Source organism: Actinomadura sp. NPDC047616 (genome assembly GCF_040642915.1).
Lineage (GTDB): Bacteria > Actinomycetota > Actinomycetes > Streptosporangiales > Streptosporangiaceae > Spirillospora > Spirillospora miaoliensis.
On sequence record NZ_JBEYTB010000008.1, the window covers coordinates 69,853 to 96,262 of the forward strand.

The window sequence follows — 26,410 nt, forward strand, 5'->3', positions numbered from 1 at the left end:
TCGAGCCCGGTGAAATCTCCGCTTTCCTGTGCTTCTCCACTGACCGTTGCAACGTGCCCGTCAACACGTCGACGTGCCGTGCTTGGTCGTTCACTCGCAACAGTGCCCTCGGTGGAGAACCGGCGCACGGCCTCGTGATGGTGTGCGCCGGGGCGGCGGGGCGGTGCGAGGGTTCGACACCGCTGCGGGGTTACCTACGTGCGGCAGCCCCGGAGTCGCGCTGTGCCGCGCGGCGGTGCGGGGCCCGTAGCCGATGCACCGCGAGGAGACCGCCGACGCCGGGTAGAAGGGCGATCGCCTTTGTCACGGTCGTGGCCTGCTTGAGGCGCCAGGTCGCGAGTACGACGAAAAGATAGGCGCAACCGTGGGCGGGCCCCGTCAGGGACGAGATGGGCTTGAGGTGCGCGGTGGCCAGGTTCGCCAGCAGGACGATCAGTGAGACCAGCTCGGCGTGTGCGGCGACGCGCAGCGGACGAAGGTTCACGATCACGCTCCGGTGGTGGAGCCGGGCCGGATGATCATCAGAACGGTCACCGTGGCCCACAGCAGGTTGAAGACTCCGGTGAGCATGGCGAGACGGCCGGCCGCCGGGACGTCGGGACGGGGGCCGCCGTCCCGCAGGGCGGTGAGTTCCCGATCCTGGGTGGGCAGGATCATCAGCGCCAGGACGGCGGCGGCCGCGGCGGTCAGGATCATCGACGCGGTCAGCCATCCGCTGCCCAGGACACCGAGGCTGCTGGCCGTGGCGAACCCGAAGACGGGCACGGCGATACCGACGCCCGCGTACACGCGGCAGATGCGGTGCAGCGTCCGCACTGTGGTGAGCGCGTCCGGGTCACCGGGACCGTGATGGGCGCGACGCAGGGCCGGAGGGAACATGCTGGCGGCGACGGTGACCGGCCCGATGGTCACGATGGCGGCCAGGACATGCAGGGAGAGGAAGAGTTTCGTCACGGTCGGCGCTCCGAACCCGTCCGCGCGGCTCGGCGGTGCCCGGTGACCTTGGAGCCGGGCAGGCGCCCCGCCCTGGAGGTGCCGGTCATCGTGTCGCCGTCGACTGCCACGGTGAAGGCGAGGTTCAGGCGCAGGGGCTTCGTGATGGCTTGCTTCCAGGTGAGCCGGTCGCCGTCGAGGACGATGTCCGTCAACGGCACCGTCTCTGCCGCGCCGTGGGCAAAACCGGTCAGGACCCCGTCCTGGTTCCGGAGTTCGGCCACAGCTTCGATCTTGCCGATGGGGGTGGAGACGATCAGGTCCCAGGTGCCTTCAACGGAGTTGCTTGGCATGTGAAGCTCTTTCCTACGGCGTCGTGGAAGGGTGTGGTCACAGAGCGGCGGGCGCAGGTCCGTGGTGGCGCCAGACGGTGCCGCGACGCTCGTGGGCGAACAGCTCCTCGACGGCGTGGGCGATCCGGGGCCCGATCTCGCGCTCCAGCAGGTACAGGCCCAGATCAAGCCCCGAGGTGACGCCGGCGCCGGTGACGAGGTCGCCGTCGTCGACGACACGGGCGCGGACCGCGTGCACGCCGGTGGCCTCGAGCAGGTCCAGGCCGAGATGATGCGTGGTGGCATGGCGGCCTTCCAGCAGACCGGCCATGGCCAGCACGAGGGAGCCGCCGCACACCGCGGCGACGGTCACCTCCGGACGATCCATCGCCGCTTTCAGCAGCGTGGGCAACTCGGTGGTCAAGGTACGGCCCAGGAGTACGGGGATGGGCTCGTCCTGCGCCCTCTGCCCCGCGTCCACCTCGTCGGGGACTTCACCGGGCTCCCCCACGCGGCCCGAGGCACCGGGGACCAGGACCAGGTCCGCCTTTTCGGGGTCCAGGGCGGCCGTGGCGCGCAGCGCCAGGCCACCGGTGCCGCTCACCACCTCGCGTGGTCCCTCGGCGGAGACCAGTTGCACACTGAACGCCTCTCCGGAGGCGGTGCCTCCCGCGTACAGCACTTCGTAGGGGGCGATGACGTCCAGCGGATCGAAGCCGTCGAACAGGACTATCTGGCTGCGCATGCAATGCCCTTCACTTACGGGAATGGCCGGGTCCGCACCCCGGCGTCTCCCGAAGGTATTGGGGGTGCCGCAGCGGCTCCCAGTGGCGTGACTGCCATCTTTCAACGGGAAATCGCCATCGTGGGCAGACGCCGGATGACCTGGCAAGAAGGTCGTCATCTGGCTCAGACGATCCGGGTTCTACTGGAGCGGAGGGGTAGCCTTCCGCCATCCACGTCGTCGCGGTACGCGCGCTGAACCAGCGATTATGTTCGTCCTGTCCCAGCCCGTATGAGGGTCTTCATCCGCCACTGGCCGCCCGAGGCGCTCCCCCGGCCACCAGATCGGGTCGGCGTGTCCGTAGCCTGCCGTCGCTCGTGCCCAAGCATGGAACGTCGCCGCGTCCGCTCCCTGGACGCGGTGACGTTCCGGCCGGCAGGTGGACCGGAGGTCTGCAACGGCCACCGCATCGTTCCCTTTCGGCCGGAGACGCGCGCCACGCAGAAGACCGTCTGCCCGAACGGCGGGCGCACCACCCGCTCGACGGCGCGGGTGACCGGGATCACCGTCCAGCCGCAGGTCAGGGCAGCCGATGCCGTCGAGGCGCACCGCAGCCACCCGGCACGTGCCGCCCGCCGCGTCCCCGGCGGGCAGGCGGAACCGGACCCGGCCGCGGGCGGCGCGGCCTGCGCCAGCTCGGTCAGGGACGGGCACGGGCCGGTCAGCAGCGCGTACAACGCCGGCCCAGCAGGTTGATGGGTTTTGCGCACCTGGGCATCAGGCCCACCTCGCGTCCCGGCGAATGACGCGCTGATCACCAACCGGTACGCCCGGACGCAATCCACCACCTCGCCGGCCCGGCGACCAACGAGAATTTCGCGCTACATCTCCCCCGGCCGCTACACAACGCAAGACCGGCTGACACCACGACGACACCCGTCGGGAACGCATGTGGCAATCAGCCGAAGCCACGCCTCCGGCACCGGCGAGCCCCTCTGAGCGGAAAGGCACACTCGACAAGAATCCCGCCGCGCACGCGCGCCCCCTCACTCCCGGCGGGATCGGCGTGGATGAGTTCGACAAGCCGGACGTCTTCCGCACAGCGTTGCAGGTTCGGCTCGCGTGCTCCGCGCCGCGACCTGATGGTCACGCCCGGCGCGGAGCAGTTCCCACCACCGAAGCAACCGCGAACTTCTGCAACCGGCTCTTTGGCCTCGTCAACGCGATTCCCGACGTCGGCCGGTTCCAGCGGGGGCCCGATGTCCCCGAGCCCCATACCACCACGTCGGTCGGGCCGATGCCCGCCGAAGGTCAGGGGCGGGCGGCTCGGCGCCAGGCGGACAGCAGCCGGGCGGCCGATCCACCCACCGGTCCGACGGCATCGGCCAGTGTGCGCGCGTCCGGCAGCCGGGCCTGCTCCACGGCGGGTACGGCCCCCTCGGCCGAGGTGATCGTCGAGGAGCAGACGGCCAGCAGATAGTCGGGCACACGCAGAGCCGGGTCGAGGCACCCGACGACCGGAGTGCCGACCGCGACGACGAGCGGGAAGACGGTGCCGGGTATGCCGATGGCCGCCTCGGCGCGAGCCGCCGCCTCCACGGACGGCACGTCGCTGATCTCGTAGCGGTCCCACAACGCCGGGTTCTCGCGAGGGTGCAGTCCCACGATGATCCGCTTCCCGGCCGCCTGCAGCCGGGCGGCCGCGTCCAGCAGCAACTGGGTGCCGGGCGCCGCGCCGCCGGTCTGATCCGGATAGGTGACGCTGGTGAGCACGAGCACGGTGTCCGGCTGCGGGTGGCGTGCCGGAAGGACATCGGTCTGCGGCGAGCCCACCACCTGGATCGGGCGGTGCAGGCCCAGGTACCCGGCGAACGCGCGCGCCTCGGCTGGGGACGACGAGGTGATCGCGCGTAGCCGGTGGCGCAGTTCGCGGGCCCGTGGCGCCTCGACCGGGTTCAGGTAGGCCAGCGAGCTCGCCGCCAGGCGCAGCCGGGGGAAGCGCGCGGCCATGTCGGCCGGCCAGTCCGAGGCTCCGGTGACCACGAGCAGGTCGGCCCGAGGAGCGGTCTGCGGGGTCGCGACCGGTACCGATTCACCGGGCGCGATCTGCGAGTAGTCGGGTACCAGCTGGGTCAGCCGGTAGCCGCGGCGCGCGGCCTCGGCCAGCAGTGGCCTGACGTGATAGGTGCCCCACGGCTCGTTCGTGGCCACCAGCACCCGCAACGGATCGTCATCGTGGCCGCCAGGGCTGGCGGTCGCCGCCGTGCCGGTCGCCGCGAGCGCGGCGGTGGCCGCCGCGCCTAGGACCAGCCCGCGGCGGGTGACCCGCACCACGGCATCGTCGTTCATGCTGCGAAGGCTAGCGTTCGTGATCAACGGTGAGGTGAAGTTCCGGCTGCCGGCCACAAACCAGCATGTAGACGCCCACATCGGTGCTCGTGCCGGCCTGCGGCGGCCTCCTGCGGCCCATGGCCCTGGGCCGCGGCGCTCAAGCATCCGCACCGCAGGGCTTACGAACGCTGTCGGTCGGCCCGCCCAGCATGCACCGGACCCGGCACCTACCCCTGCGACGACGCCCGCACCGTACGGACGTCCTGGACGATTCGGACGACCCCGCGCAGTGCCGGCCAACACTCAGATCAGAGGTTGGCCGGTGGACCGGAGCGCGTCCCGCACGCCATGCCCGTTGTCGTCGAGGCCGCCGGATCGCAGAGTTCAACGCACGGTTCCCGGGATACCGGGCCCGGCGAAGGTTGTGGCCGCCCGGTGACCGGGGCACCGCAGACCTCCGGTCACCGGGCGGGGCATCAAGAACCCGTCACGAACGCCTTCGGCCATCGTGACGGCGAAGCAGGTAACCGTGGTTGAGGGCGGCCTTGACACCGCCGACGATCGCGCCCTGCAGCGCGGCCGCGGCCACGATCTCGACCCAGCCGCGGTCCATGTCCCCGGCGTCGGGAGCGTCCCGCTGGCCGGAGACGAGCCGCCAGGCCCGCTTGAACACCGCACCGGCGATCAGACCACCGGCCAGCCCCAGAGCCGCCGACACCGGACGGGACATCGAATCGGCCCGGCTCATGACCGGCTCCCGCGACGCCACAGCCACACTCCGGCCCCCGCGCACACCGCGACCGCCGCGACCAGCGCCTCCGGCCGCTCCCCGACCGTCTGCGCGGTCTTCCGGCTGGTACGCGCCGTCGTCCGGCGAACCGGCTCGGGGATCGCCTGGGCGGCCTTGGCCACCGGCACGGCCACCTGCTGACGCGCCTGCGGCGCCTTGTGACGGACCGTCCGGGTCAGTGAGCCGAACGTGCCGGCGGCCTGCTCCCGCAGCTGTTCGGCCTTGTCCCGGGCGCGGGCCGGCACATCGACTTTGCGCATCAGAGCGTCGACCGTTTCACTCAGCCCTTGGCGGGTCTGCTCGATGTCCGCCTCCAGCGTCTGACGGTCCTTGCTCCGGCCCGCGCCTCGGTTGGGGGTCGCCTTCTCGGTCGCCTGCCCGCGGGCAGCGCTCGCCCGAGAGTTGCCGTGACTCATCGGGAATGCCTCCGGTGTAGATGATCTTTGATCTCGTGCACGTCCTCACGTACCGATGCGGCAGCCGCGGCAGGCGCCGGGGGCGTCGCCCGGTCCAGCCTGTTGCGGCCGGTCAGGGCCAGCACCCCGGCCAGGGCCAGCAGCACCACCCCGACGACCAGCGCCGCCGCCCACACCGGCCACACCACCGCCAGCCCGGCGACCGCCGCGCCGACCAGCGCACCGCCTGCGTAGAAGGCGACGGCACCCGCTCCACCGAACAGACCGGCGCTCTTCCCCGCGTTCCTGGCCTTGCCGGCCATCTCAATCCTGGCCAGCTCCATCTCCTGCCGCACCAGTTCGCCGATCTGCCGTCCCGCCTGCGCGACCAGCTCTCCGGCCGAGGCATCCGCCGACGCGCCGTCAAGCGACGCGTCGGCCGGCCGGTGGCCGGGACGCTGGTCGCCCCTCACGCTCACCATGCCTGCACCACTTTTCCTTCGCTTGGGGGTTTGCTTTTCTGCTGTTGGTGCGGCGGGGTACCCGGTGAGCAGGCGAGCTAACACAGAACGTCATCTGCGATTGGCGGCCGAGCGCCGGCGTTCACCAGATGACGAGACGAGCGGTGACTCTGGCCCAGCCGGTCACGCTCGCTGCCAGCGAGATGACGCTCGCAGGGATGTCGATGACGATGACGTGCGGGCTTTTGGACCACCGCCGCCCTCCCCCGCCACGAATCGGTGTGCGCTGCGTCGCCAACTCAACCCGGCACCTGGTGGCCCAGGGCGTTGTTGACGGCAGGCAGGGACGGTCATCGCCGTCGCCTCGGCCAAGGACGGGCGGGCAAGACAAAGATGAACCTTTCGGCCCACGCGGCCCACCTACTGCGGACAACCGAACGAGACGGGCCGGTGGCGCCGGTCGACCTCCCCGCCGTCAACCACGAACACGCCGTTCGCGATGAACACCATGGGACGTCCCACCCGGGCCGTGGAAGAGTCCTGCGCGGACTGGACTGCCACGCGAACGAACTGGACAGGCGCCACTGCGCCCCTCGGTGACCGGCTCAACACCAGGCGAAACAACGTCCAGTAACACGGGGATCACAGCCGTCCTGACAGCCCGCCCGGCCTGTACGCCGCGATCGGGTGGCGGCCGCCCTGGCGCTGCTCGTCGGCGGAATCGCGATCCTGGGCTCGTTCGCCGCCCTGCGGCTGCTCACCCTAGGCGCGGAGGGCCGTGGTCGCACCGGTCGCGGCGCCCGCGTGGAGGCCCGCCCGGGCGCGGCGGCGGTCCGGCTGGCGCGCCTGCACCTGACCCGTTCACCAACCGGCTGGTCACCAAGTTCGGGCTGCCGGTCACCGGCTGGCGCGGCCGCCCCCACCGGCCACGCGGACCCTCTTGGCGGCTGCACATCTTCATCATGCTTGGCCTCACCAGGCCCGGTTCCGCGCCGAGTCGCATCACCGCCATCGACAGGGCCCTGAGCAGCAGGTGAGTTCCCGTCCGATCAGGATGCTCGGACGGGAACTGTGTTCGGCCGCGTGCGGGTCGTCCTCAGAGCAGGTCGGTGAGGACGGCAGCCAGGGGCTGCGGGTCCTTGGGCCCCAGGTGGGGTGCTGCCAGCGAACGGACGTCGAAGCGGTTGCCGGGTGTGGCCTCGTCCGCTTCTTTGATCATTCGGTTCTGCAGGGCGAGAGGGATCGCCCGGTCGCGGGTGTAGCGAACGTAGCTGCGCGGGATCCGGCCCCAGGCCGCCGGGGTGCCGCGGGCGTCGTCGGTGACCACCGTGGTCGACTCGTCCGGCTCGAAGGTGTTCAGCGCGGCGAGGAAGGAGGCGTCGTCGTAGTCCGCAGCCAAGACGGCCTTGGCGGCGGCGAGGAAACCAGGGTCGGCGGAACGCCAGTTGGTGCGGCTGACACCGAGCCGCTCAGGCGTCGGGACGCTGGGGATCAGGGGGAGCAATGTGGTGGAGGCCTGCGGAGTCTGGAAGCAGTCGGCGACGCTGCGTAGCCGGACGCAGCAGAACGCTGACAGGTACACCAGCCGCGCGATCAGATGGGGGACCTCGTCGCCCACGCGAGTGATCGTGGCGCCTCCCATGCTGTGACCGACCAGAATGACCGGTCCATGGCGCGCCGCGCCGCGTACGGTGCCCACGACATGGCGGACGTTGTCGGCGAGGGTCGTCCGGGCCAGCACAGGGGACGGGGCGGCGGCGAAGGCGGCCAAATCCTGCGGAGCCTGGTAGGACGCCGGGAAATTGCCGTCCGGGCCGTGCCCTGGCAGATCCACCGCCAGCGCGCGATGGCCCGCCTGGGACAGGGCGGCCCCCAGCGGGGCGAACGAGGCGGCGTTCCCGTTGGCGCCGTGCACGAGCACGAAGGTCGGCTGGTCGCTGCGGCCGGGCAGGCGGGTCGCCGCGTTCGACGCACCCGCCGTGATCGCGCTCGCGCCGCCCGCCGCGCCCAGGATGGCCGCGGCTCGCAGCAGGCGGCGACGGCCGGGCCTGCCAGGCGGGACGTGCTGATCGAACGGACGGCCGGTGTGCGGAGCGCTCGACGTGTCAGACATGCGTCCGCCTCTGGGTACCGCGCCTGACCAGGGCCCAGACGAGCAGCGCCAGACCGGCGGCGCCGACCACCAGGTCCGTCCAATGGGGAAGCCCCGCGGCGCGGAGCAGACCGGCCACACCGAAGCTGGTGTCCGCCAGCGCCTGCGTGACGGCCGACCCGAATCCCTGGACGAACAGGACGGTGCCGAGTATCCAGCGGGCGCTCTGCCAGCCGGCGTCGCCCTTCCGATTCTTGCCCATACGCGTCTCCTTCGACGACGTTCCGATGCGCCTGTATCGGAACCTAGCATCGTTCCGATACAAGCGCATCACTTAGACTCGGGGCGTGCCCAGACAGGTGGATCACGACAGCCGGCGCCGGCAGATCGCCCAGGCGGTCTTCGAGCTCATCAGCGAGCAGGGGATGGAGGGCGCCACCCTGCGGGACGCCGCGGCGCGGGCCGGTGTCTCCATGGGGGCCGTCCAGCGATGCTTCTCCACCAAGGAGGAGATGGTCGCCTTCGTGATGGACTACATGAACCGGCGGATCACCGAACGCGTCCAGGCGCGGATCTCCGGTTCCGCGGAGCCCGAGTCGGCCATGACGATGCTGGAGGAGACGCTCGTCGGGATCGTGCCGCTGGACGAGCCGAGCCTGGCCGAGACCAAGGTCTGGCTGGCCTTCACCGCCCAGGCGGCCGTCAACCCCAAACTCGCCGCCGTCCAGCGCGAGCATTACGCGGGCCTGACGGAGCTGCTCACCCTGCTCATCCGCGTCGCCCAGGACGCCGGGCACGCCCGCCCCGGCCTGGACCCCGCCCAGGAGGCGGACTCATTGATCACCTTCACGGACGGCCTGAACGTCCAGATCCTGGTCGGACGGCACACACCGGAGTCCGCTCTGACCGCCCTGAACCGCCGGATCACCGCACTGCGCACAAACTGATCCCGCAGGTCATCACCGCGAGGAACCAGCCGACCCAACAGCCCACTCTCGCACGACGTGAGCCCACACCGTGTCGTCCTAGGACCATGCGCCGTCCACCTGCGTGCAGCTACCTGTAGCCCGAGCCGAATCCGCCGAAATGGGTCCCGCCTTGACAGTGACACACCCGACCCGGCAGATGATCGGGCGGCACAGGCATTCCAAGAGCACGGTAGATGGTGCCTGCCTGGACGAAGGCGAAGGCGACCCCGAAACGGAAGCCACGCCCACACCACCGCAGGCCGATCAACCCCCGACCCAGGGCAGCGCGGGCAGTGTCAGATGGCCGCAGTTGTGCCCCAGTGCTGAGGCAGAACGTGTCAGCGGCTGGGCATCCCGCCAGGATGAACAGGGCTGGAGGGTGAACATGCTGGTGGTGGACAGGGCGGCGCCGAAACGAAAACGCGCCCGCACCGCCCCAGGCCGAACCACCCCAGGCCTGAGGTGGCGCGGCGCAGGGGCGATGTCGGACAGCCACAGTGATGCTGCGGTTGCTGGTGTGGAAGCTGGCAACTGCTGGAACATCCGGCCAGAGGTGAACACGGCTTGCACGGTGAAGGTGCTGGTGGCGGTGGTATTGGGTAGGGCGGGGTCACGGTCGGGGGGCGGTCGGTCCGTTGCGCGCCGTCCTCGCGGGAGAAACGAGCACGGCAGGGTTCGGCGGGCGGAGAGTGGGCAGTGCACACGGGCACAATCTGGTAGCTGGAAGGAGACGTTGTGAAGTGGATCATCTCTGCTGTCGTGCTCGCCGCGACGGCCACGTTCGCGACCGGCGGTGCCGCGCACGCGAGCGCCGGCAAGGAGCCCGTCAGCCGGGAGCAGTACCGGACGCTCATCAACCAGTGCCGGTATGCGGAGACCAAGGCCGCTCGCCAGGACTGCCGTGCGGAGGCCCGGAAGACCTACACGATCGGTGCCTGGAACCCCACTCTCAACTGCCGCACGTATTCGAGCGTGACCGTGTGCGGCAAGCTCCACCTCAGCGACCGCCAGCGGGCCTGTGTGCGCGACTTCATACAGCGCGGCCTGACCTACGACCGCTCCGAGGTGGAGTGCTACGCCTTCCTCAAGCACAACTAGCCCGGCGCACTTTGGTCACCCCAAACGCACCAGGCACAGCGCGTTCCCCTCGACCCACGTCATAAGCTTCCCGCACGCGATAGCGCTGCACGGCGTCAAGGCTGCGCTCGCCCAAGGCGGTCTCACCCTCGACGACATCTCGCCGTCGGCGGGGCGCGGCGTGAAGGCACGGCAGGTGACGCCGCAACTGCCGACGTCCATCCCCGGCACGAGTTCAACCGGCCGCGGGGGGGACGGTCCCGCCAGATCGGCAGATGTTTCCAGGGACACGACCGCGGCGTCGGTCTAGCCGGCCCCCAGGTGTACGGTGTACGTCCTGATCGCGATCGTCATCGGCATCGTGCTCGGCTGGCGGTGACCGGACCTCGGCCAGGCCTTGGAACCGATCGGACGATCTTCATCCCACGATGAAGATGCTCATCGGCCCCATCGTCTTCCTGACGATCATCGGTGGCATCGGCGGCGAGCTCGTTTGAGCGAGCATCGCTACCGGCCTTCCCAACCGCCATCATCTGATTAGCCCCGGCTGGCGGATTCGCGCCGAGGCGGAAGCCGAGCCTGGTGGTTTCCCGCCTTCCGCTGTTCGAGCGACCGTGCGCTCGCGGCTGGTCTCGGCGGGCGGCGGCAGGCAGCGGCAGGCGGGCGTGTTCGTTTCCTTCGCCGTTCCGGACCCCGGGGCGGCCGACGGTCGTGTGCACCATCATCTGCGGCACTGCACCGGCCGCGCCGGGTTTGATCGACCTGCCGTGGGCGATCGTCAGGCCGGGAGGCGGGCAGCGCACGACACGGTCGCCGTTCTCCCTGGCGCTGGCGGCACGCTCTGTCAGCGCGTGCGTACGACCGCCCGTCACCCGATCACTCATTTTCCCCATGATTTACCCAGATAGCGGACACTCGACGCATATCGGGGAATGGCGTGGTGTGGAGGGCCCTCCCGCGGAGGTGGTCATGGCGACCTATGAATACGCGTGTCCCGGCTGCGGCGCCTTTGAGGTGCGGCTGGCTCTCGGCACCGCGCCGGCGGTCCACGACTGTCCCGTGTGCGGGCGCGGATGCCGGCGTTTGTTCTCGGCACCGGCATTGACGCGCACGACCAGGACCGCACGGGAGAGCCGTGAACGCGAGGAACGGGGCCGGGAGGCGCCGGACGTGGTGTCCGAAGTGCCGCCTCGCCGGCGGACCGCCTCTAGGCCCCACCCGGCGTCGGCTCAACTGCCTCGGCAATAGGACGAGCCGTCGTCGTGAAGCACCGCCGACCCGGGGTCCGAGCCAGCGGTGAACCCCCTCCCAACCGGAAATCGAGCGAACGCAGGGGGAATGACGATGCCTGACGTCATATTCCATGTTGACCAGTCGAAGTCGATGCGCGATCAAAAGATCCCCGGGCACAACAGGTGGCACCCGGACATTCCAGCCGCCAATTCGGTGCGGCCCGGTGACGAGTTCAGGATCGAGTGCCGGGACTGGACCGACTGCCAGATCGGCGACAACAACTCCGCCAACGATGTACGCGACGTCGACCTGAGGCAGTGCCACATGCTGAGCGGCCCGATCCGCGTCCAGGGCGCCGAACCCGGTGACCTGCTCATCGTCGACATCCTCGACCTCGGGCCCATCCAGCACACGGGTCAGGTCGCGGGTGAGGGCTGGGGCTACACCGGCGTGTTCGCCAAGTCGAACGGAGGGTCGTTCCTGACCGACTACTACCCGGACGCCCTCAAGGCGGTCTGGAACTTCCACGGGCAGCAGGCCACCTCACGGCACCTGCCCGGCGTCCGGTACACCGGCATCACCCATCCCGGACTGTTCGGCACCGCCCCGTCGGCGGATCTGCTGGACCGGTGGAACCGCCGGGAACAAGCCCTGATCGACACGGATCCCGACCGGGTGCCGCCTCTGGCGCTGCCTCCCGAGCCCGGCGGCGCGCTCGCGGGCCACGCGTCCGGAGACGACGCCGAGCGCATCGCGCGGGAAGGCGCGCGTACCGTGCCGCCACGCGAGCACGGCGGCAACCAGGACATCAAGAACTTCAGCCGCGGTTCGCGCGTGTTCCTGCCGGTCTTCGTTGAGGGCGCCAACCTCTCCGTGGGCGACCTGCACTTCAGCCAGGGCGACGGGGAGATCACCTTCTGCGGCGCGATCGAGATGGGCGGGTTCATCGACTTCCACGTCGACCTGATCAAGGACGGCATGGCGAAGTACGGCGTCACCACCAACCCGGTCTTCATGCCGGGCAACGTCGAACCCAGGTACTCGGAGTTCATCAGCTTCGTCGGCATCTCAGTGGACCCCCACGACGACACGAACCTCTACATGGACGCGACGACGGCCTACCGGCGGGCCTGCCTCAACGGCATCGAGTACCTGAAGAAGTTCGGCTACACGGGCGAGCAGGCGTACCTGCTGCTCGGCTCGGCGCCCGTCGAAGGCAGGATCAGCGGAATCGTCGACATCCCGAACGCCTGCTGCACGCTGTACCTGCCCACGGCGATCTTCGATTTCGACGTGCGCCCCACCGCGGACGGTCCGCGGACCGCCGACCGCGGGCAGTGCGCCGTCACCTCCTGACAACCGCGATCAGCAAGACCGCGCACCGACCCGTGGCCGCATGGGACGCCCCCGACCGGCCTGGGCGTGCGCCCGCCGTTGTCAGCCGACCTCGCGGTCCGGTGCGGATTCGTCCGCCGGGGAAGCGGACGACAGGACCCGGGCGGTGAAGGCGTCGATGGCGTTGACGACGGCGTCGAAACGCAGCGAGTGGAACAGGTCGAAGGCGTGCTGCCCTCCGGGCAGTTCGGCGTAGACGACAGGCTGGGTCGACAGCTCGCGCAGGCGTTCGGCGAAGAGCCGGGCGCCTTCGACCGGGGCGACGGTGTCGTGGTCCCCGTGGGCGACGAAGAACGGCGGTGCGTCCGGCCGGACATGGGCGAGAGGCGAGGTCTGCGGGCCCATGCCGTAGTAGGGGCCGTAGTAGCCGCCGAGGCCGATCACCGCCGCGACGGAGGTGTCGACGTCCTCGAAGCCGGGCTGGAAAGCGGGGTCGTTGGGAGTGAAGGCGGCCATGGCCGACAGGTGAGCGCCGGCCGAGCTGCCGGCCAGGACGATTCGGTCGGGGTCGGCGCCGTAGGCGGGGCCGTGCCGGCGAACCCAGGCGATCACTCTCTTGGCGTCCACCAGGTGGTCGTGGAAGGTCGCCTGAGGCCGCAGACGGTAGTTCGCGCTGACGCACACCCAGCCCTGGTCGGCCAGACGGTACAGCAGGGGCAGGGATTGGCTGTTCTTCCGTCCTGCCGTGTAGCCGCCGCCATGCAGATGGATCAGCACAGGGGCTCCGGTGGGCCGCGAGCGGTGGCGGTAGAGGTCCAGCAGGTTGCGCCTGCCGGCCGGGCCGTAGGGCAGGTCGGGAATCCGTTCCACAGCACGGCGGCGGCGGAGGAAGGGGCTGAGCAGGATGCGCCCGTACGGAAGGCGGCGCGAGACGGGCATCGGCCCCATGGCGCGCTGCACGGCAGGGAGCGCCTGGCGTCCGCGCCTGGCTATCAGGCCCAGCCCCGTCATGGTGACGGCCGCCGCCACGACGGGGACGGGCGAGGCGAGGTCGCCTTGGACGAGGGCCAGGACGGTGGCGGCCAGCAGCCAGGCGATCGCGACGAAGGGCAGTTCATTGAGGGCCACGCCGAGGCGGAAGCTGAGCATGGCCATCGGTCGGGGCCGTCCCGGCGCGGCCAGCGCGAACAGAGTGCAGATCGCGAGGAGGACCAGGGTGGTCAGGTACCCGTAGGGCAGGTTCACCGGCGCACCAGCCCGAGGTAGAGCACGGCGGCGACGACCAGATGCAGCAGGACCAGCACCAGCGCCGCGGCGCCTCCCACGGCGTTGCCGGCGGGGCCCGTGAGGGACAGGGCGAGCACGGCCAGAGCAATGATCGTCCAGACACGGCCGGGCCGGGACGTCCATCGCTCCAGAACGGCCAGGAGCGCCCAGCCCGCGAGGCCGGCGAGCAGGCTCGCCACCGCGACCGATGCCGGACCGATCGTTTGCGTGCCGCCGCCCGTCCGCACGGCCGGCGCGGTTCCCGCCAGAGGCACCGCCAGGGTCCACACCGCCAGGGCGGCTGCGGGCGCCCCGGCCACGGTCAGCAGGGATCTGTTGACAGAGGTGTTCATGCCGGTCAGCCTCGCCCGGTTGCCCGGGCCGCCACATCAGGCGGGTGGTCGCGTGCTGTCCTGCACCGGAGGGAGCCGGGTCCGACTTTGGTAGGTGACGGCTCTGCCGCACCGCAGGCTAGCTTGGGCCGGTGAGTGAGATCCGAGCCCCGCGTCCGGTCGCTGTGGCGAGCGTGATCCTCGGGATGGGCGCGCTGACGGCCACGTCGCTGTGGGGGCAGGCGGGCGGGTCCCTGCTGGGACTGGATGTCGCGGTCGCGGCGGTAAGCCTGCTCGCGGCGCTCGCCCAGCTGTGGTGGCCGGTCTCCGGGGCGCTCGCCGCCACCCTCCTCGCCGCGGCCTCCCCGGCAGCCAGCCCGGCGGCGACGCTGGGGGCGCTGCAGGCGGCCCAGCACAGACGGTTGCCGGTCGCGGCGGCCGTGGCCGCGGCGGGCATCGCGGCACACCTCGTCCAAGGACTGTGGCGACCGCCCCCTGGCATCTCTCTTGGCTGGTGGCTGCTGCTCATCTGCGCCGCGTACGGTGCGCTGCTCGGCTGGGGCGCGCTGGCCCGCTCCCGCCGTGCCCTGCTCATCTCACTGCGCGAGCGCGCTCACCGGGCCGAGGCCGAGCAGGGCAGGCGGATCGCCGAGGCCCGCATGGCCGAACGGCGCAGGCTCGCCCGGGAGATGCACGACGTGCTGGCCCACCGGCTGACGCTGGTCGCCACCCATGCCGGAGCGCTGGAGTACCGTCCGGACTCCTCCCCCGAACAGCTCGCCCGGGCCGCCGGGGTGGTGCGCACCGGAGTGCACCAGGCGCTGGAAGAGCTGCGGCAGGTGATCGGCCTGCTGCGCGAGGAGGACGACGGGCACGACGAGCCGGCACCCCAGCCCACGCTGGCCGACCTGCCCCGGCTGGTCACCGAGGCGCGCCAGGCAGGTCAGCCGGTGCAACTGCGCGACGAGGTCGCCGACCCCGCCGCCCTCCCCGCAGGCGCCGCCCGGACCGTCTACCGCGTCGCGCAGGAGGCGCTGACCAACGCGCGCAAGCACGCCCCCAACCAGCCGGTCCAGGTGCTGCTGCGCGGTGGTCCCGGCACGCGCCTGCTGATCGACATCCGCAACCCGCTGCCCGCGGCGCAGCAGGCCCCCGCCGCGCCGGGCGGCGGCCTCGGCCTGGTGGGGCTCACCGAACGGGTACGGCTGGCCGGCGGGCAGCTGGACCATCAGATCACCGGCGGGCAGTTCCGGCTCCGCGCCTGGCTACCATGGCCCGGGTGATCCGCGTGCTGCTGGTCGACGACGACGCGCTGGTCCGCGCCGGACTGTCCATGATGCTGGACGGCGCCGCCGGGATCACCGTGGTCGGCGAGGCCGCCGACGGCCAGGAGGCCATCACCGCCACCGACGCCCACGCCCCCGACGTCGTCCTCATGGACCTGCGGATGCCCTGCGTGGACGGCATCACCGCCACCCGCCGGCTGCGCGCCCGCTCCCGCCCGCCCGAGGTGATCGTGCTGACCACCTTCGACACCGACGAGAACATCCTGCACGCGCTGCGCGCCGGCGCAGGCGGGTTCCTGCTCAAGGAGACCCCGCCCGCGCAGATCGTGGACGCGGTGATCCGGGTCGCCGCGGGCGACCCGATCCTGTCCCCCGCCGTCACCCGGCGGCTCATGGACCGCACCATCGCACAGGCGGGCGCCTACGAACGGGCTCGCACCATGCTGGCCGCCCTCACCCCTCGCGAACACGAGGTGGCCCTGGCGATCGCCCGCGGCCGCACGAACGCGGACATCGCCGCCGAGCTCGCCATGGGCGTCACGACGGTGAAGGCGCATGTGTCCAGCATCCTCACCAAGCTAGACCTGGACAACCGCACCCAGATCGCCCTGCTCGCCCACGACGCCGGCCTCCCCTGACCACCCCTCCCCTACCCTCGGACGTCTGGGGTCAGGTGGGGCGGGAGAAACGGCGGGCGGCCAGGAGCAGGCCGAGCAGGGCACCGGCGGTGATGAGTCCCCATTCGGCGAGGATCGGGGGATGCCAGTGTCCCCAGGTCAGCTGCTGGAAAAGCTGAGCCGGCGGGTCAGGCAGATAGGCCGCGACGGTGCGGCGCATGCCGTCGACCGCATAGCTGAGCGGGTTGACCAGTGCGAGGGTCGCCATCCAGGTAGGCATGGCGGCGAGCGGGAACATCGCGCCGGACAGGAAGATCAGCGGCGCCATGACCACGGTCAGTGCGGTCCCGAAGGTCTGCGGCCGGCCGACCAGGGTGGCCGCCAGCACTCCGAAGGCCGTCATGGCGAGCGTGGTCAGGGCGAGCTCGATCAGGAGCAGCGTGTACAGGCCGACGTCGAAGGGGATGCCGATCGGGGTGGCGGCGGTGAGGAGGATCGCCGCCTGGCAGGTGGCGACGGTGGTTCCGCCCAGGCACTTGCCCATCAGCAGCGTGCCGCGCCGGACCGGGCTGACGAGCATCTCGCGGAGGAAGCCGTTCTGGCGCTCCCACAGCACCGAGGACCCGACGGAGACGGCCGGGCCCTGCGCCGCCATGATCAGGATGCCGGAGAACAGGAAGAGCTGGTAGGCGGGTCCGCCGGACGCGGGCAGGAGACCGGCCACGCCGGCTCCGAAGACGAACAGGAAGAGCAGCGGCTGCAACAGCGAGACGGCGGTTCCGGTGCGGTCGCGAGCGAAGTGCAGCAGTTCGCGCCGCCAGATCATGCGCAGGGCGCGCAGTTCCGCGCGCAGGCCCCGGGAAACGGGAACGGCCGGTGGCGGCGTGACGGACGGCGGCTCCCCGGCCGGATGCCCGGGGTCGGGTGGCGGGCTGTCGGGTTCGGCGGGGACGCCGTCGCGGATCCGGTGCCCGGTGTGGTGGAGGAACACGTCATCGAGGCTGGGCGGGACTACCTTCGCCTCATAGACGAGGATGTCCAGTTCGGTGAAAACCTGCCGCAGGACCCGCGTGCTGTCGGTGGCGCGCAGCGACAACCCGCGCGGCCCGGCGGTCGCGGCCAGGCCGAGCCGGTCGCGCAGCAGCCGCGCCGCCGCCGCGTCGTCGGCGGTGCGCAGATCGATCCGGTCGGCGCCGAGGACCGACTTCAGCTCGCCGGGACTGCCCTCGGCGACGATGCGTCCCTCGTCGATGATCGCGATGCGGTCGCACTGGTCGGCCTCGTCCAGGTAGTGCGTGGTCAGGAACAGCGTGACCCGCTCGCTGCGGCAGACCTGCCGCAGGTACCGCCAGACCTGGGCGCGCGCCTGCGGGTCCAGGCCGATGGTGGGCTCGTCCAGGAAGAGGACCTGGGGACGGTGCAGCAGCGCGCGGGCGATCTCCAGCCGCCGCCGCATGCCGCCGGAGTAGGTGCGCACCAGCCGGTCGCGGTGAGCGGTCAGCCCGACGAGGGCCAGGGTCTGCTCGATGCGGGCGGGCACCTCGGCCACGGGAACGTCGTACAGGTCGGCGTGGAAACGCAGGTTCTCGGCGGCGGTGAGGTCGCCGTCCAGGGTGGTCTCCTGGAAGACCAGGCCGAGGCTGCGGCGGGCGCCGGCGGGGTCGGTGCGGGTGTCGTGGCCGGCGATCTCGATCCGGCCCGACGTGGGCACGGACAGCGTGCAGAGCATCGCGATCGTCGTTGTCTTGCCCGCGCCGTTGGGGCCGAGGAACCCGAAGCTCTCACCCGGGGCCACGGTCAGGTCGATCCCGTCGACCGCGGTGACGTCCGCGTACCGCTTGCGCAGACCGACCGCCCTGATCGCCGGGACGGCGGGCCCGGTTCGGGTGGACGCCGGCGCCGGGCCCGGCCGCAGGCTCACGACCGTTCCGCCAGACGCTCGGCCCAGTGCTCCGGCACGACGAACCCGAAGCTCCACCGGTGGCGCTCGGTCGGGTTGACGATGCAGTGCCACAGCAACCGGTCCGGCTCCTGTTCGATCTTGAAGAACCGCACCATCCGGGGACGTTCCCGTAGGGTGACCAGCTGGCCGGTGGCGGGGTTCTGGTAGCGGAAGAAGGACGTGTGCTCCGGGTCGGCGAAGTCCCCGTCGAAGTCGACGATGTACATGCGCCAGCCCGGCTGGTCCTCGTTGGTGTGCCAGAGCCGGTAGGAGGACGGCGGGTACCACATGCTGCCCGAGAAGCGGACGTCGTCGCCGAAGACCTTCTCCAGCGCGGCCACGACGCGGGTCTTGGCCGCCAGATAGCCGTCGTAGCCGGGGTGGGCGACGTGCTCGTCAAGGTTGACCAGGTGGAAGTCGCGCCTGGTGTCCCCGGTGGTGTCGGTGGTCTCGGCGGCGGCCCGGTCGCGCCAGGCCCGGTACGCGGGGCTGGACGGCGCCAGCGAGGTCGAGCGCAGGTCCTCCTCACGGAACGCGTCGTGGAAACGGGCCAGGTCGACCGTGGAGGGTTTGATCTTGAGCCGCGGCAGCTCGTCGATGATCTCGGCGAACCCGGGGAGCTCACTCATGTCGTACTCGTGGTGGTAGACCTCGCCCGCCCGCGGTTTCGCACGTTCCGCGGCCTGGGAGGACTCTCCGGCCTCCGGTGCCTGCGCGGCCTCCGGTGCCTGCGCGGCCTCCGGTGCCTGCGTGGCCTCCGGCGCCTGCGTGGCCTCCGGCGCGTCCGCATGGCCGGCCTGGGAGGACGCCACCATGAGGTCGCGGACGGTGAAGTCGTAGCCGCCGGCACGGGCGAGCCGGATCACCTCCGCGACCCCGGTCAGGGCCTTCATCTGCTGCCGGACCTGCGGGTCCTCCACGGCAAGGCGCAGGAACCGGGTGCAGGACTCAACGGACATCGTGTTCACTCCTTGGATGGGCTGGGCGGGCCCGGCGGGTCGAGGAGCAGGGCCGACGGGGTGCTCTCGGGCCGGGCCAGACGCAGGAAGTGCATTCCGAAACCCGCCAGGCCCAGCATCAGGCCGGGGAAGAATCCCGACTCCGGGCCCGGCCGCGCGTCCTCCAGGTTCCGCCACTGGGCCTGGGCCTGGACGTTGGCCTCCATCCGGAAGGCGGGTTCGTCGCTCAGCTCGGCGAAACGCAGGAACAACTCGGCGTTGCCCGAACGGCCGTGGCAGAGCGAGTCGTTCATCAGGCGCGGGAAGCCGCGCATCGTGGCGGTGAGCGCCTGGCGGGCCTCGTGGAGCATGGTGTCGTCGTCCTTGCCGAGCAGGGCCCAGCTGTGGATGCGGGTCATGCCGATGCCGGCTGCGCCGTTGCACCAGGCGTTGGCGTAGTGGCGCCCGTTGCGGAACCGGCCGCCCGCGATGCGCCTCAGGTCGTACCAGTCCTGTTCGTCCTGGTCGAAGTGGCGGGCCTCGTAGGCGAAGGCGCGCCGGCCGGCGTCGACGTAGCCGGCGCGGTCGTCCCGGCACCCCAGCATGATCAGCGCCCAGCCGATGCCGCCGGCGCCGTGGGACAGGCCGGTCAGGTTGGCCGCCACCGTGTCCGGGTCGGGGTTGGGCCAGGAAAGGGTGTCGCCGTCGGCCTGCGCATGGCGCAGCAGGTGCGCGGCGCATCGGTGCGCGTGGTCCAGGCCGTGGCCTCCGGTGGCGTCGGCGAGCCCGAGCAGCACCGGGATGAGCCCGGCGACACCGTGGAAGACGTCGAAGTGCCGATCCCGCTCGATCAGCTCGGCGGCCTCGTCGCCGAGCTGGACGGCACGGTCGAGCAGCGCGCGGTCGTCCCACAGGTGGTGCAGGTGCGTGAGGACGTAGATCAGCCCGCCGAGCCCGGCGAAGGCGCCGATGCGGCCGCGGTCGCGGGTGTCGAGGGCGTGCGCGAGGGCACGCTCGGCGGCTCGGCGGAACTCCGGCCGCGGGTCCGCCTCGTTGAGGTGGGCGAGGAAGAACGCGATGCCGGCCGACCCGGTGTACAGATCGCCCTCGATGTCGATCTCGGCCTTGCCGTCGCCGGTGATGACGTAGGAGGTCCAGGGCGCACGGCCGGGCTCGCGCAGCATCCGGAACAGCCGCAGCCCGACGGCGCTCGCCTGCTCGACGCAGGTGGCCGCGAAGTCGGGGCTCGTGACGTCGCCGCCAGACAGGCCCGCGGCGATGTACTGGTCCTGCTGGGCCCGGTTGCGCGCCGACAGCCGCCGGATCCGCGCGGCGGCGTGGTCGAGCGGGGTCGCCGCCAGCGTGGCCGCGACCTCGTCGCGGTGGTCGTGGACGAGCCGGTCACCGCCCGCGTCCACGGTGAACATCGGCACGTCCAGCCGCCACATCGACGCCAGCTCCCAGGGCGGCAGCACGCCGTCGGCGTCCCAGTTGCGCGGGAACGTGCGCACCGTGTTGACGAGCAGGTCGACCTCGAGCGGTTCCATCAGGCACTTGGGGTGGCGCGCGGCCACCAGCAGTTGCGCGTAGACCTGCGTGCTCCAGTTGATGAAGCGCACGCGCGTCCCGGCGAACAGGCCGGTCACGCACTCGATGGCACGCTCGGGCGCCTCCTGGAACCACCGGTACACGCGGTCGAAGCCGGCCCTGATCGCGTCGGTGAAGTCCTCGGCGCGGGTCAGCTCGTCGCCGACGAAGACGCGGTTGGGCGCTCCCGGCTCGACCCGCACGCCCGTGCGGTGCGTCACGGCCGCCGCGAAGGAGATCCGGCGGTCGTTGACCTGCGGTACCGGCATCGGCAGCTGGTAGGAGGCGCCGCCGGAGTAGCCGCTGAGCCTGATGCCCGTGTCGTCCACGGACGCCGCCGTGGGCCATTCGATCAGACCGGTCTTGAACACCGAGTCCATCAGCGTGCCGGACGGCCGCGGCTGCCCCTTGGGCAGGGCGCCGAGCACGGTCTCGCAGTCGCAGATGAACGCGTGACCATCGGCGACCAGGACGTTCTCGAAGTGCAGGTCGCCCCCGCCGAGGATGTAGAAGATCGCCAGGTAGCCGCCGAGCTCGGCGTACACGTGCTCGGCCTGCGCGCGCGTCTCGACCCGGTTGCGCCCGGACGGGATCAGCGCCTCGTAGCCGTACCCGTCCCTGGGCAGCACCGTCCGGGGCGCGTAGCCGAGGACGTCCTCGTCGCGCAGCCGGGCCAGCAGCTCCTGCAGCGCGGCCTCGCCCCGGACACAGCGCGGCTTGTAGACGAACGACTCCTCGGCGCCGTCCGCCAGCGTGACGTCCACGATCGCCACGCTGCGGGCGCCGGCGTGCATGTCGGAGCGGCCCAGGCGCACCGTGCGCACCCTGGTGATCGGCCGCCCGAAGAACGCCTCGGCCACGGCGCCGGCGTCGGCGCGCAGCCGGGCGATCATCTCTCGGCCGTGCCCGGCGAGCAGTTCGGTGACGTGGGCCAGCCACCGTCCGAGGACCGGGAACTCCAGGAAGAAGCGGTGGTAGGACGCCGTGTCGGCGAACGTCTTGTCGAGGTAGGCGAGGTAGTCCTCTTGGGGCGCGTGTTCCGGGTCGATGCCGTGCAGCGCGCAGTACGCCTTGGCGTCGGCCTCCACCGCCCAGGCGAGCGCCAGTTCGAAGCGGCCGAGCAGGTGGGCCTGGAAGTCGTCGACCACCTGCGGGTCGACGACGAGGGCCGGGCGGCCGGGCTCCTCCGCCAGCGCCCCGCCCAGCCGCCGGCCCAGCTCGGTCAGGAACGGCTCGCAGGCGATGGCGAGCCGCCCGTAGTAGGTGTCGAACCCGCGCCAGCTCTCCTCCGCCGCCCGGTCGGCGGCCCGCTCCAGCCCCCGCAGCGCCGCCTCGTACGTCGGCAGCCATTCACGCTGCAGGTCCGTGAGGACTCGGCCGAGGTCGTCGTCGCGGCCGGTGAGCGTCAGCTCGTGCCGGCGGTACTCGGTCAGGAGCTCGGTCAGGGAGTCTCGGGTGTGCCGCGCCGCTCCCGGCCGCCGCGTGCTCTCCTTGTGGAAGCGCCCGGCCAGCCTGTCCGCCAGCCGGCCGATCCGCCACCGGTCGAACTCCGTCAGCGGCGGCGCTCCGTCGGCCGCCCCCAGGGCGGAGACGACCTGGGACTGTTCGGAAAGGTTCGCGGCGCGGGCCGCGATGTCCAGGGGGAAGGGTGGGGTCACTCCGGGGTTCCTCGCTCTGTCGGTCCGGACGGGCCGGTGGGCCGACCGCGTCGGCCCACCGGCTGCTCGTCACATCGGCGGCTACTTGGTGCCGCCGTCGCAGACGATCGTGAACGGACCCGCGCTGCAGCTCGTGGCGCAGGCGTAGACCTCGACGGCGGCCACGCCCTCGGTCCAGAAGCCGAGGGCCTCCTCGTCCAGCGGCTCCACGGACACGGGAACGGTGCCGGCGGACACCCCGAACGCCTCGGGAGTCGCCAGTACCTCGGCACGGACCTCCGCGTCCGCGGCGGCGTGACGCAGTACGGTGCTCGGTGACATCGCCTTTCTCCTTTGCTGTGATGAACCCTGCCGGGCTACTCGACCAGTTCAGTCGCCAGCCGAATGCCGAGCTGCCGTTCGGCATTCCTGATTTCGGCTATGGCGGCGTCCATGTTGGATTTGTCGTTCTGCCAGGCGATCAGCTCCTCTTCCTCGGCGGAGATTCCGTCCCGGATCCAGAAGGATTCGAGCCATTCCTTGGTGGCCTGGGGGTGCAGGTCCGTCACCGGCGTGACCCGCGCCAGCAGCGGTTCCTCATGGAGCGAGAGAGCGAGCCGGAGCACTTCCTGCAGCCTGCCGTCCGGCGGCAGCAGCGAGCACAGCAACATCAGATGCTGGATCTGGCGGACCGTTTCGATCGCCCGGTGGGTGGTCAGGTCGCTCGGCGGTTTCGGCCCGGTGCCCTTGAGTCGTCCCATTCAGCTTCCCCTCGTCGGGCGGCTCCGGCTCCGCGAACATCCGGAGCCGGGCACCGCGGACTTCTGCGCGTTCTCCAACCAACCGGGAAAGATTACGTCTAGCAATCTTGCCGCCGCATAGAGTTAAGCAAGACGATGCTCTTGGCGCACCAAAAGAAAGGTCAAGGGTTCGTAGATCAACACCGGGAAATATCCCATACGTAGCGATATCGACAGAGCGGACAGCCGGGGCCGGCTTGCCGACCGGATCGATCGATGCTGCAATCTGCTGGGACTTCCACGCACCACGGGAAACGGAAGTCAGCGAAGTCCCCCATATTCCGGTATTTGTGGAGGGATCGGGATGACTACCCCTGTCACCGTCGATCTGATGGATCCCGAACTGCTGCGCGACCCGTTCCACGGCTACTCGCGGCTGCGCGAGCAGTCGCCCATGGCGCAGGTCGTCTACGGCGACCGAGGGTCGTCCCTGTGGATCGTCACGCGATACGCGGACGTCCGGCTGGTGCTGAGCGACCGCAGGTTCGTCAACAACCCGGGCAACGTGCCGGGCATGCGGATCCAGGACCCGCGCACGGAGATCTTCCGGAAGATGAGCATCGACGACGAGTACGCGCCGTATCTGCTGCGGAGCGTGCTGGACGCCGACGGCGACGAGCACCTCAGGCTCCGCCGGCTCGTCTCGCGCGCGTTCACCGCGCGCCGCGTCGCCGCGTTGCTGCCCCGGGTCAGGGAGATCACCGAGCAGTTGCTCGACCGGCTTCCCGAGCGGGCGTCCCCGCGGGACGGGTCGGTGGACCTCCTCGAGCACTTCGCCTATCCACTGCCGATCACGGTCATCTGCGAGCTGGTCGGCATCCCCGAGGAGGATCGCGGGCGGTGGCTCGGGTGGAGCCGCGCCCTGATGAGATCGCACGAGACCGAGCACTTCACCGCGGCGATCCGCGGCATCGTCGACCACGTCGAGGCGCTCGTCGCACGCCGCCGGGACGAGCCCGCCGACGACCTGCTGACCGCGCTGATCGGCGTCCACGACGAGGACGGCGCCGTCCTCAGCGAGTTCGAGCTGATCACCATGGTGCTGACCATCGTGCTGGCCGGGCACGAGACCACCGCCCACCTGATCGGCAACGGCACGGTGGCGCTGCTGACCCATCCCGACCAGCTCGAACTGCTGCGCACCGACCCGGCCGCGTTGCTGCCGCGCGCCGTGCACGAGCTGATGCGCTGGTGCGGGCCCGTCCAGGGCGCCCGGTTCCGATACGCCGCCGAGGACGTCGAGATCGGCGGCAGGAAGCTGCGGAAGGGGGCGCCGGTGATGGCCAGCCTCGTCTCGGCCAACTTCGACCCGCGCCGCTTCGACGACCCGCACCGGCTCGACATCACCCGGCAACCGGACGGCCGCCGCGAAACCCACCTCGGATTCGGCCACGGCCTGCACTACTGCCTCGGCGCCGCCCTCGCCCGCCAGGAGGCCGAGGTCGCCTTCGCCGCACTCTTCGACCGCTATCCCGATCTGTGCCTGGCGGTCCCCTCGGAAGACTTGGAGCGCATCCCCATGCCCGGTGCCTGGCGGCTGTCCGCCCTTCCCGTCCGCCTCACCCCAACGCCCTGACATCCGCCCGGCCGGCGGCCATTCGCCGGTGAAGTCTCCACCGTCGGCGGAGCTTCCCCGCCCGCCAGCGGTGGCTCAGGGTTTCGAAGGCTTGCGTTTGCCGGCCACACGCACATCCCCGCCGACATCGTTGATGATGTCGGCCGCCAACCGGGGTGCGCCGGGGCTGCCCTCAGCGGGCGGTTCTCCCGTCGGCGCGGCCGAGCCCCCGCCGCTGGCTGTGGGAGCCCCCTCGTCCGGTACGTCCGGCGTCGAAGCGGTGCTTCCCTCGCGGTCGGCCTTCGTTTTCCGTCGGCGTCTGCCGCCTTTCGGTTCGGCGGGTGGCCGCACAGGCACGTCGGCGGCGTCGGCCGAGTCGGTCTGGCTCGCGGCGAGGTCTCTGCCGCTCCGGCCCATCGCGCCGCGCCGCCGTGTCGGCTCGACCGGGATGTCGGGCCGGGTCGTGCGGGCCGCCCCCTCCTGGGCCGTACCGCCGGAGCGGGCCGGGCCCGCCTCAAGAGCCTCGGGTTCGTCCGGCGACGGCCAGGGAACCGAAGGGTCCTCCGGCGGCGGCCAGGCCTCCTGCTCGGACCGGTCGGCCCGCGACGGGAACAGACGGCGGTCCAGCGTCAGCTGTCCGCCCGCCCCCGCCGCGAACAGCAGGCTCGCCAGCCCCAGCACCAGGACCAGTTCGAAGCCGTTCGCGACCTTGCCGTCATCCACCAGGAACAGGCCGTTGCCGGCATGTATGAAGACGAAGGCGCCCGCCATGTCGAGGAAGAGGACGGTTCCGGCGACTGGAAGTCCCAGGCCCGCGATGAGTGCGAGGCCGCCCAGCAGCTCGGCGAAGGTGGCGTAGATGGCGGCTGCCGTGGGCGCCGGCACCCCCAACTGGTCGAACGACCTGCCGGTGGCGGTGATGCCCACCTCGATCTTCTGCCAGCCGTGGGCGAGGAAGACGGCGCCGACCCCCAGACGGGCCAGCAGCGCGGCAATGTCGTAAACCGGCCGTGTACGCATGCCGTGGCATCCTTCCGTGGTCGTGTCCCACGGATGATCTGACGAACCAGGGCGAATCAACAACAATCCCCACAGAAGAAACCGCGCGGAACGCCTCGCCCCCCGCTCGGCGCATCGTCGCCAGCAACACCACGCCGCCACCAGGCGCGACCGCTGGCCCCACGCGAGCCCGCAGCAGGCTCAGCGTGGCTCACAAACTCGACCGCCCCACCCGCCCACCTCGCCCGCAGTAGCCGCCAGGCCAGCCGAACCCACCGTCCACAACCCGCGCCCACCTTCACCCCAGCTCAACCGCACCGCACCACCGGACTGGCCGCCACGCGCGAGGCGGCGTTCGAGGGGCGGCCGTTGCAATGCGGCACGACCGACACGATGCTGACGCCAGGCTCGCGGTCGACGCCGCTAACACTGGCGCTGCACGAGTCGCTTGCACCCGCCCGCGATTCGCCCCCAGGCCAACTGAAGCACGGCCTGCGACCCGGCCCGCGCACAGTCTTGACACGGCGAAAGTCGTGGCGAGCGCACCAGTGCGGTGACGCCCCGCAGGTCGGCCGCGCGCTGATCCCGCGCCCGAGAGCGCAGGCGCCATCGGGCGATGTCTCCGGCCGACATGGGACGAAACGCAACCGGGGGGCGCGGACGGGGGTCGTGGGGGCGCCGCGGGTGACCTAGGGACGAAATGGAGGCTTGTCGGCGTCCGGCGCAGCGGGGCGGGTTTGATTTCGGTCTCCCTTCGCCCCGCGCGGCGTGATCCGCACG

Annotated in this window: 27 protein-coding genes; 8 read left to right on the forward strand and 19 right to left on the reverse strand. The window is 71.2% G+C overall.

Annotation, left to right across the window (positions count from 1 at the left end; all coding sequences use genetic code 11):
- Positions 1-190: 190 nt before the first annotated feature.
- The 4 genes from ABZ801_RS20175 to ABZ801_RS20190 are packed head-to-tail and all read right to left on the reverse strand — an operon-like array spanning position 191 to position 2,010.
- Positions 191-490 carry a hypothetical protein gene (locus ABZ801_RS20175; RefSeq protein WP_360699658.1) on the reverse strand — a complete coding sequence of 100 codons (300 nt, stop codon included), beginning with the start codon at positions 488-490 and terminating at the stop codon, positions 191-193.
- Positions 487-954, reverse strand: a complete 468-nt coding sequence (locus tag ABZ801_RS20180; RefSeq protein ID WP_360699660.1) for a hypothetical protein — start codon at positions 952-954, stop codon at positions 487-489. Before ABZ801_RS20180 ends, ABZ801_RS20175 begins: the two co-directional genes overlap by 4 nt.
- Positions 951-1,286: a hypothetical protein gene (locus ABZ801_RS20185; protein WP_360699662.1), complete on the reverse strand. Its 336-nt coding sequence runs from the start codon at positions 1,284-1,286 to the stop codon at positions 951-953. The genes ABZ801_RS20180 and ABZ801_RS20185 overlap by 4 nt, the downstream gene beginning before the upstream one ends.
- A gap of 37 nt (positions 1,287-1,323) precedes the next feature.
- A complete protein-coding gene (locus ABZ801_RS20190) occupies positions 1,324-2,010 on the reverse strand; it encodes a DJ-1/PfpI family protein (protein ID WP_360699664.1) in 687 nt (228 codons plus the stop codon).
- Between the two features lie 366 nt (positions 2,011-2,376).
- On the opposite strand from ABZ801_RS20190, the gene ABZ801_RS20195 reads away from it, so the two are divergent.
- The gene (locus tag ABZ801_RS20195; RefSeq protein ID WP_360699666.1) at positions 2,377-2,745 is read left to right on the forward strand and encodes a hypothetical protein; all 369 of its coding nucleotides are present in this window, start codon (positions 2,377-2,379) and stop codon (positions 2,743-2,745) included.
- Positions 2,746-3,300: 555 nt separating this feature from the next.
- Here ABZ801_RS20195 and ABZ801_RS20200 read toward each other — a convergent pair.
- The 6 genes from ABZ801_RS20200 to ABZ801_RS20225 form a co-directional block, all read right to left on the reverse strand.
- On the reverse strand, positions 3,301-4,338 hold the full coding sequence (locus ABZ801_RS20200) for a hypothetical protein (RefSeq protein WP_360699668.1): 1,038 nt from the start codon (positions 4,336-4,338) through the stop codon (positions 3,301-3,303).
- A 469-nt stretch (positions 4,339-4,807) separates the two neighbouring features.
- Entirely contained in the window at positions 4,808-5,068 is a 261-nt protein-coding gene (locus ABZ801_RS20205) for a DUF4235 domain-containing protein (RefSeq protein ID WP_344939926.1), read from the reverse strand.
- The gene (locus ABZ801_RS20210) at positions 5,065-5,526 is read right to left on the reverse strand and encodes a DUF3618 domain-containing protein (protein WP_360699670.1); all 462 of its coding nucleotides are present in this window, start codon (positions 5,524-5,526) and stop codon (positions 5,065-5,067) included. Before ABZ801_RS20210 ends, ABZ801_RS20205 begins: the two co-directional genes overlap by 4 nt.
- Positions 5,523-5,987: a phage holin family protein gene (locus ABZ801_RS20215; RefSeq protein ID WP_360699672.1), complete on the reverse strand. Its 465-nt coding sequence runs from the start codon at positions 5,985-5,987 to the stop codon at positions 5,523-5,525. The genes ABZ801_RS20210 and ABZ801_RS20215 overlap by 4 nt, the downstream gene beginning before the upstream one ends.
- A 1,075-nt stretch (positions 5,988-7,062) precedes the next feature.
- On the reverse strand, positions 7,063-8,079 hold the full coding sequence (locus ABZ801_RS20220; RefSeq protein ID WP_360699674.1) for an alpha/beta hydrolase family protein: 1,017 nt from the start codon (positions 8,077-8,079) through the stop codon (positions 7,063-7,065).
- Positions 8,072-8,320 carry a hypothetical protein gene (locus ABZ801_RS20225; RefSeq protein ID WP_360699677.1) on the reverse strand — a complete coding sequence of 83 codons (249 nt, stop codon included), beginning with the start codon at positions 8,318-8,320 and terminating at the stop codon, positions 8,072-8,074. Before ABZ801_RS20225 ends, ABZ801_RS20220 begins: the two co-directional genes overlap by 8 nt.
- An 85-nt stretch (positions 8,321-8,405) precedes the next feature.
- Here ABZ801_RS20225 and ABZ801_RS20230 point away from each other — a divergent pair, with 85 nt between their 5' ends.
- Positions 8,406-9,005, forward strand: coding sequence for a TetR family transcriptional regulator C-terminal domain-containing protein (locus ABZ801_RS20230; RefSeq protein WP_360699680.1), 600 nt, complete (start codon positions 8,406-8,408; stop codon positions 9,003-9,005).
- A 756-nt stretch (positions 9,006-9,761) separates the two neighbouring features.
- Positions 9,762-10,124 carry a hypothetical protein gene (locus ABZ801_RS20235; RefSeq protein ID WP_360699682.1) on the forward strand — a complete coding sequence of 121 codons (363 nt, stop codon included), beginning with the start codon at positions 9,762-9,764 and terminating at the stop codon, positions 10,122-10,124.
- A 329-nt stretch (positions 10,125-10,453) separates the two neighbouring features.
- Here ABZ801_RS20235 and ABZ801_RS20240 read toward each other — a convergent pair whose 3' ends face one another.
- A complete protein-coding gene (locus ABZ801_RS20240) occupies positions 10,454-10,987 on the reverse strand; it encodes a hypothetical protein (protein WP_360699685.1) in 534 nt (177 codons plus the stop codon).
- Positions 10,988-11,072: 85 nt separating this feature from the next.
- On the opposite strand from ABZ801_RS20240, the gene ABZ801_RS20245 reads away from it, so the two are divergent.
- Both ABZ801_RS20245 and fmdA read left to right on the forward strand, forming a co-directional pair.
- Positions 11,073-11,351: an FmdB family zinc ribbon protein gene (locus ABZ801_RS20245; protein ID WP_360699687.1), complete on the forward strand. Its 279-nt coding sequence runs from the start codon at positions 11,073-11,075 to the stop codon at positions 11,349-11,351.
- 96 nt (positions 11,352-11,447) lie between these two features.
- Positions 11,448-12,692: a formamidase gene (gene fmdA / locus ABZ801_RS20250; RefSeq protein WP_344939950.1), complete on the forward strand. Its 1,245-nt coding sequence runs from the start codon at positions 11,448-11,450 to the stop codon at positions 12,690-12,692.
- Positions 12,693-12,773: 81 nt separating this feature from the next.
- On the opposite strand, the gene ABZ801_RS20255 is transcribed toward fmdA, so the two are convergent.
- Together ABZ801_RS20255 and ABZ801_RS20260 are read right to left on the reverse strand one after the other, a co-directional pair.
- Positions 12,774-13,916, reverse strand: coding sequence for an alpha/beta hydrolase (locus ABZ801_RS20255; RefSeq protein WP_360699689.1), 1,143 nt, complete (start codon positions 13,914-13,916; stop codon positions 12,774-12,776).
- A complete protein-coding gene (locus ABZ801_RS20260) occupies positions 13,913-14,290 on the reverse strand; it encodes a DUF6069 family protein (protein ID WP_360699691.1) in 378 nt (125 codons plus the stop codon). The genes ABZ801_RS20255 and ABZ801_RS20260 overlap by 4 nt, the downstream gene beginning before the upstream one ends.
- 131 nt (positions 14,291-14,421) lie before the next feature.
- On the opposite strand from ABZ801_RS20260, the gene ABZ801_RS20265 reads away from it, so the two are divergent.
- Together ABZ801_RS20265 and ABZ801_RS20270 are read left to right on the forward strand one after the other, a co-directional pair.
- On the forward strand, positions 14,422-15,552 hold the full coding sequence (locus tag ABZ801_RS20265) for a histidine kinase (RefSeq protein WP_360699694.1): 1,131 nt from the start codon (positions 14,422-14,424) through the stop codon (positions 15,550-15,552).
- Positions 15,540-16,193, forward strand: a complete 654-nt coding sequence (locus tag ABZ801_RS20270) for a response regulator transcription factor (protein WP_360699696.1) — start codon at positions 15,540-15,542, stop codon at positions 16,191-16,193. The genes ABZ801_RS20265 and ABZ801_RS20270 overlap by 13 nt, the downstream gene beginning before the upstream one ends.
- A 31-nt stretch (positions 16,194-16,224) precedes the next feature.
- On the opposite strand, the gene ABZ801_RS20275 is transcribed toward ABZ801_RS20270, so the two are convergent.
- The 5 genes from ABZ801_RS20275 to ABZ801_RS20295 form a co-directional block, all read right to left on the reverse strand.
- Entirely contained in the window at positions 16,225-18,093 is a 1,869-nt protein-coding gene (locus ABZ801_RS20275; protein ID WP_360699699.1) for an ATP-binding cassette domain-containing protein, read from the reverse strand.
- On the reverse strand, positions 18,090-19,073 hold the full coding sequence (locus tag ABZ801_RS20280; RefSeq protein ID WP_360699702.1) for a Nif11-like leader peptide family natural product precursor: 984 nt from the start codon (positions 19,071-19,073) through the stop codon (positions 18,090-18,092). The genes ABZ801_RS20275 and ABZ801_RS20280 overlap by 4 nt, the downstream gene beginning before the upstream one ends.
- A 5-nt stretch (positions 19,074-19,078) precedes the next feature.
- Positions 19,079-22,297, reverse strand: a complete 3,219-nt coding sequence (locus ABZ801_RS20285) for a type 2 lanthipeptide synthetase LanM family protein (protein ID WP_360699705.1) — start codon at positions 22,295-22,297, stop codon at positions 19,079-19,081.
- Between the two features lie 81 nt (positions 22,298-22,378).
- Complete coding sequence (locus ABZ801_RS20290; RefSeq protein WP_344939977.1) at positions 22,379-22,618, reverse strand: cinnamycin family lantibiotic; 240 nt, start codon at positions 22,616-22,618, stop codon at positions 22,379-22,381.
- 35 nt (positions 22,619-22,653) lie between these two features.
- Positions 22,654-23,037, reverse strand: a complete 384-nt coding sequence (locus ABZ801_RS20295; protein ID WP_344939979.1) for a DurN family substrate-assisted peptide maturase — start codon at positions 23,035-23,037, stop codon at positions 22,654-22,656.
- A gap of 343 nt (positions 23,038-23,380) precedes the next feature.
- On the opposite strand from ABZ801_RS20295, the gene ABZ801_RS20300 reads away from it, so the two are divergent.
- Positions 23,381-24,652: a cytochrome P450 gene (locus tag ABZ801_RS20300; protein WP_360699709.1), complete on the forward strand. Its 1,272-nt coding sequence runs from the start codon at positions 23,381-23,383 to the stop codon at positions 24,650-24,652.
- 75 nt (positions 24,653-24,727) lie between these two features.
- On the opposite strand, the gene ABZ801_RS20305 is transcribed toward ABZ801_RS20300, so the two are convergent.
- On the reverse strand, positions 24,728-25,651 hold the full coding sequence (locus ABZ801_RS20305; protein ID WP_360699712.1) for a DoxX family membrane protein: 924 nt from the start codon (positions 25,649-25,651) through the stop codon (positions 24,728-24,730).
- Positions 25,652-26,410 lie beyond the last annotated feature (759 nt).

Bases quoted from the DNA above. Each gene is read 5' to 3' on its own strand.
- ABZ801_RS20185 (WP_360699662.1), bottom strand. From the start codon at position 1,286: ATGCCAAGCAACTCCGTTGAAGGCACCTGGGACCTGATCGTCTCCACC.
- ABZ801_RS20245 (WP_360699687.1), top strand. From the start codon at position 11,073: ATGGCGACCTATGAATACGCGTGTCCCGGCTGCGGCGCCTTTGAGGTG.
- ABZ801_RS20200 (WP_360699668.1), bottom strand. From the start codon at position 4,338: ATGAACGACGATGCCGTGGTGCGGGTCACCCGCCGCGGGCTGGTCCTA.
- ABZ801_RS20240 (WP_360699685.1), bottom strand. From the start codon at position 10,987: ATGAGTGATCGGGTGACGGGCGGTCGTACGCACGCGCTGACAGAGCGT.
- ABZ801_RS20300 (WP_360699709.1), top strand. From the start codon at position 23,381: ATGACTACCCCTGTCACCGTCGATCTGATGGATCCCGAACTGCTGCGC.
- ABZ801_RS20270 (WP_360699696.1), top strand. From the start codon at position 15,540: ATGGCCCGGGTGATCCGCGTGCTGCTGGTCGACGACGACGCGCTGGTC.
- ABZ801_RS20220 (WP_360699674.1), bottom strand. From the start codon at position 8,079: ATGTCTGACACGTCGAGCGCTCCGCACACCGGCCGTCCGTTCGATCAG.
- ABZ801_RS20195 (WP_360699666.1), top strand. From the start codon at position 2,377: ATGGAACGTCGCCGCGTCCGCTCCCTGGACGCGGTGACGTTCCGGCCG.
- ABZ801_RS20260 (WP_360699691.1), bottom strand. From the start codon at position 14,290: ATGAACACCTCTGTCAACAGATCCCTGCTGACCGTGGCCGGGGCGCCC.
- ABZ801_RS20305 (WP_360699712.1), bottom strand. From the start codon at position 25,651: ATGCGTACACGGCCGGTTTACGACATTGCCGCGCTGCTGGCCCGTCTG.
- ABZ801_RS20290 (WP_344939977.1), bottom strand. From the start codon at position 22,618: ATGTCACCGAGCACCGTACTGCGTCACGCCGCCGCGGACGCGGAGGTC.
- ABZ801_RS20280 (WP_360699702.1), bottom strand. From the start codon at position 19,073: ATGTCCGTTGAGTCCTGCACCCGGTTCCTGCGCCTTGCCGTGGAGGAC.
- ABZ801_RS20295 (WP_344939979.1), bottom strand. From the start codon at position 23,037: ATGGGACGACTCAAGGGCACCGGGCCGAAACCGCCGAGCGACCTGACC.
- ABZ801_RS20205 (WP_344939926.1), bottom strand. From the start codon at position 5,068: ATGAGCCGGGCCGATTCGATGTCCCGTCCGGTGTCGGCGGCTCTGGGG.
- ABZ801_RS20210 (WP_360699670.1), bottom strand. From the start codon at position 5,526: ATGAGTCACGGCAACTCTCGGGCGAGCGCTGCCCGCGGGCAGGCGACC.
- ABZ801_RS20225 (WP_360699677.1), bottom strand. From the start codon at position 8,320: ATGGGCAAGAATCGGAAGGGCGACGCCGGCTGGCAGAGCGCCCGCTGG.
- ABZ801_RS20215 (WP_360699672.1), bottom strand. From the start codon at position 5,987: ATGGTGAGCGTGAGGGGCGACCAGCGTCCCGGCCACCGGCCGGCCGAC.
- ABZ801_RS20190 (WP_360699664.1), bottom strand. From the start codon at position 2,010: ATGCGCAGCCAGATAGTCCTGTTCGACGGCTTCGATCCGCTGGACGTC.
- fmdA (WP_344939950.1), top strand. From the start codon at position 11,448: ATGCCTGACGTCATATTCCATGTTGACCAGTCGAAGTCGATGCGCGAT.